The organism is Halomonas sp. BM-2019 (assembly GCF_017584085.1).
In genome coordinates this window covers 2,110,240-2,113,989 of record NZ_CP071922.1, presented here as the reverse complement: position 1 = coordinate 2,113,989, position 3,750 = coordinate 2,110,240, and the positions used below count along the sequence as shown (strand labels likewise).

Genomic DNA, 3,750 nt, shown 5'->3' with positions numbered 1-3,750 from the left:
TAGGCGCTGCCTGTTCAAGGGTCGAGCAACGCCGGCGCGGATCGACAGCCGCTCGGTGGCCAAACGGCACCCCATCCCCCCCCCGCCGCGGGGGGAAGCGGGCCGGGCTACGGCAGGGAAGGCAGGGCCCGGCCTGGTGACTCACCCACCTCCCCGTTGGGGTCGAGCCCCAGGAAGCCGCCGGACTGGCGTCGCCACAGGGCGGCATAGAGGCCGTCCCGGACCAGCAGCTCCTGATGAGTGCCACTCTCGACGATGCGCCCCTCGTCGATCACCACCAGGCGGTCGAGCATGGCGATGGTGGAGAGCCGGTGGGCGATGGCAATCACCGTCTTGCCCTCCATCAGCGCGTAGAGCTGCTCCTGGATCGCTGCTTCCACCTCGGAGTCCAGCGCCGAGGTGGCCTCGTCCAGCACCAGGATGGGCGCGTTCTTGAGCAGCACCCGGGCAATGGCGATGCGCTGGCGCTGGCCGCCGGAGAGCTTGACGCCCCGCTCGCCGACGTGGGCGTCCAGGCCGCGGCGCCCCTGGAGGTCCACCAGCTCGTCGATGAAGGTATCGGCATGGGCGCGGCGCACCGCCTCCCGGATCGCCTCCTCGCTGGCCTCGGGGCTGCCGTAGCGGATGTTGTCGCGCACCGAGCGGTGCAGCAGCGAGGTGTCCTGGGTGACCATGCCGATGTTCCGGCGCAGCGACTGCTGGGTCACCGCGGCGATGTCCTGGCCATCGATCCGGATGCGCCCGCCCTCCAGGTCGTAGAAGCGCAGCAGCAGGTTGGCCAGCGTCGACTTGCCGGCCCCGGAGCGGCCGATCAGTCCCACCTTCTCGCCGGGGGCGATGGTGAGCGACAGGCCATCGAAGACCCGCTGGACCTCCCGGTCGGGCCGTGCATAGCCGAAGCGCAGCGCCTCGAAGCGGATCTCGCCGCGCAGCACCTCGAGCTCGTCCGCGCCAGGCTTGTCTTTCACCGCCGGCTCCCGAGCGATGGTGTTGATGCCGTCCTGCACCGTGCCGATGTTCTCGAACAGGCTCGCCACCTCCCAGAGGATCCAGTTGGACATGAAGCGGATGCGCATCACCAGGGCGATGGCCACGGCGATGATGCCCAGCGACACCGCCTCCAGGTACCAGGCGCCGATGGCCATGGTCGCCACCCCGGCCAGCAGCAGCGAATTGAGCAGGGTCAGGGTCACGGTGAGCCCCGTGGCCAGGCGCATCTGGCGATGCACGGTAACCATGAACTGCTCCATGGCGTCCCGGGCATAGGCCTGTTCGCGATCGGTGTCGGCGAACAGCTTGATGGTCTGGATGTTGCTGTAGCTGTCGACGATGCGCCCGGTCATCACCGCCCGAGCATCGGCCTGCTCCATGGAGACCGCCCGCAGGCGCGGCACGAAGATCCACATGATCGCGATATAGCCGGCCAGCCACACCACCAGCGGCAGCATCAGCCAGGGTTCGGCGCTGCCCATCAGCAGCATGGCGCCGGCGAAGTAGACGATCACGTAGACCAGCAGGTCCATCAGCTTCATCACTGTCTCGCGAATCGCCAGCGCCGTCTGCATCACCTTCTGGGAGACCCGACCGGCGAACTCGTCCTGGTAGAAGGCCAGGCTCTGGCCGAGCATATGGCGATGCGCCAGCCAGCGGCCGATCATCGGGTAGTTGCCGAAGATGCTCTGGTGGGTCACCAGCGCCTGCAGCAGGGTGAGCAGCGGCAGCAACACCGTCACCAGCGCCGCCATGCCCGCCAGGCGCCAGCCGTACTCGGCGAAGAAGCCCTCCCGCTCGGCGCCGGCCAGCCAGTCCACCAGCTGCCCCATGTAATGGAAGAAGAGCACCTCTGCGGCCGAGACCAGGGCGGTGAGTAGCGACATGGCGACCAGCAGCGGCAGTACCGGCCGCGAGAAGTGCAGGATGAAGGCGAACAGGCCCTTGGGCGGCGTTCCTCCGCTGTCCGCCGGGTAGGGGTTCACCAGGTTCTCGAAGTAACGAAACATGGCAGCCATCCGGTAGCGTGTCAGTGGCCCGGGACCGGCTTGCCCGGGGGTGGCAGGCAGGGTAAAACCTCTAGTTAAGTCGAGGTCAAGGAGAATATCATGTCCCCTTCCCTACAGCGCGAACTCAGCGTCGGCGAGGTCGCCCGCCGCACCGGCCTGGCAGTCTCGGCCATCCACTTCTACGAGGCCAAGGGGCTGATCCAGAGCCGCCGCAACGCCGGCAATCAGCGGCGCTTCGGCCGCGACGTGCTGCGTCGCCTGGCGGTCATCAAGGTCGCCCAGCGCACTGGCATCTCCCTCGGCGAGATCCGTGAAGCCTTCGACACCCTGCCCGACTCCCGCGCTCCCAGTGCCGCCGACTGGCAGCGTCTCTCGGCCAGTTGGCGGGAGAACCTGGACGACCGCATTCGCTGCCTCACCCAGCTGCGTGACCAGCTCGACCACTGCATCGGATGCGGCTGTCTCTCCCTTGCGGAGTGCCCGCTGCGCAACCCGGAGGACGCGCTGGGGGACGAGGGCTGCGGCGCCAGGCTGCTGGAGTGAGAGCGCCACCTGCTTGTCGCCCCCGTATGCCGAACCGCCGAGTGACCAGGCTTCGCCGGCCGTCATCATCCCCCGGGGCTGCCGTCCCTCGGCGAGAGTGACTTTTCGTTGCCGCGCACCCAGCGGGCATGCTCACGCGACACCTGCTCCTCGACCCGTTCCGCCAGCTGCCTCAGCACCTCCTCGCAGTCGAGGCCACGATAGGGGCCGGCAGCCGCCAGAAACAGGTGCTTCTCATGCTTCAACTGCTCCGCGGTGCCGCGGTACTGAATCCACAGCGGGCCAAACTGATTGATCTGCTCGACGGCCTCGAGCACGGCGATCGCCGCCCCGAGCAGCGCGATCAGCCAGCGAGCGAAGGGTGCCTCGAGCAGCGACAGCACGGGGATCGAGGCCGCGGCGATCACCTGGACCAGGCGCAGGCTCTTGTGCCAGCGCTGACAATGCCGGCTGCGCTGCTCATACCAGGCGAGCTGCGCTTCCAGGCGGCGCCACTCGGGGCGCTGGGGCAGGTCATCCTCCGGCAATGGCCCATACTGGGCCGATGACACGCGGTGAGCGGCGGGTTCGGTAGCATCCATGGCCTGGTCCTCCGGCGACTATCGCCGCGGCGCCTGATGCGGGCAGGAGCGCGCGGCTGCGGGCCTTGTCGGAAATGGCCGGTCAATTGTCGAACACAGCCCAAAGAAAGATAGCAGTCGGTTGCCCACGGCATGGAGCGGTTACGCACCCGATGCCATACTGTTGTCAGGGACTCTCTTCTACCCTCGACAGCGGTTGCAGAACGTCGCGGCCGGGGGCCTACCCACTTCGGGGAGGCTGTCATGGCGACCTCGATGGCGCGTATCGCGCGCCTGCTGGGCATCCTGCTGTTGAGCCTATTCATGCTGGGCGGCTGCCAGACCACCAGCAGCGGAGAGGGCATCGGCGCCGGCCTGGGTGCCCTCATCGGTGCGGGGGTGGGCTCTCAGGTGGGTAGCGGTTCCGGGCGGACCACTGCCGTGTTGATCGGTGCGGGGCTGGGGGCATGGCTCGGGCGGGAGATCGGCATCCGGCTGACCCGTGAGGATCAGCGGGCCATGAGCAGCGCACTCGACCGAACGCCCGACGGCGAGTCGGAAACCTGGCGCAACCCCGAGACCGGGCACGACTTCACGATGACTCCCCAGAGGAGCTTCGAACGCGACGACCAGCAGTGCCGGGACTT

4 protein-coding genes are annotated in these 3,750 nt (G+C 68.0%); 2 read left to right on the top strand and 2 right to left on the bottom strand.

The window, feature by feature from the left end; translation table 11 throughout:
• Positions 1–107: 107 nt before the first annotated feature.
• Complete coding sequence (locus J5F18_RS10485) at positions 108–2,000, bottom strand: ABC transporter ATP-binding protein (RefSeq protein ID WP_346298599.1); 1,893 nt, start codon at positions 1,998–2,000, stop codon at positions 108–110.
• A 99-nt stretch (positions 2,001–2,099) separates the two neighbouring features.
• On the opposite strand from J5F18_RS10485, the gene soxR reads away from it, so the two are divergent.
• On the top strand, positions 2,100–2,543 hold the full coding sequence (gene soxR / locus J5F18_RS10480) for a redox-sensitive transcriptional activator SoxR (RefSeq protein WP_346298598.1): 444 nt from the start codon (positions 2,100–2,102) through the stop codon (positions 2,541–2,543).
• Positions 2,544–2,608: 65 nt separating this feature from the next.
• On the opposite strand, the gene J5F18_RS10475 is transcribed toward soxR, so the two are convergent.
• Positions 2,609–3,124 (bottom strand): DUF4231 domain-containing protein, encoded by a 516-nt coding sequence (locus J5F18_RS10475; RefSeq protein ID WP_346298597.1) that lies wholly within the window; start codon positions 3,122–3,124, stop codon positions 2,609–2,611.
• 243 nt (positions 3,125–3,367) lie between these two features.
• On the opposite strand from J5F18_RS10475, the gene J5F18_RS10470 reads away from it, so the two are divergent.
• A partial coding sequence (locus J5F18_RS10470) for a glycine zipper 2TM domain-containing protein (protein ID WP_346298596.1) occupies positions 3,368–3,750 on the top strand: 383 nt, incomplete at its 3' end.

Excerpts from the sequence above, each read along its gene's own strand:
- J5F18_RS10485 (WP_346298599.1), bottom strand. The coding sequence starts at position 2,000 with ATGTTTCGTTACTTCGAGAACCTGGTGAACCCCTACCCGGCGGACAGC.
- soxR (WP_346298598.1), top strand. The coding sequence starts at position 2,100 with ATGTCCCCTTCCCTACAGCGCGAACTCAGCGTCGGCGAGGTCGCCCGC.
- J5F18_RS10475 (WP_346298597.1), bottom strand. The coding sequence starts at position 3,124 with ATGGATGCTACCGAACCCGCCGCTCACCGCGTGTCATCGGCCCAGTAT.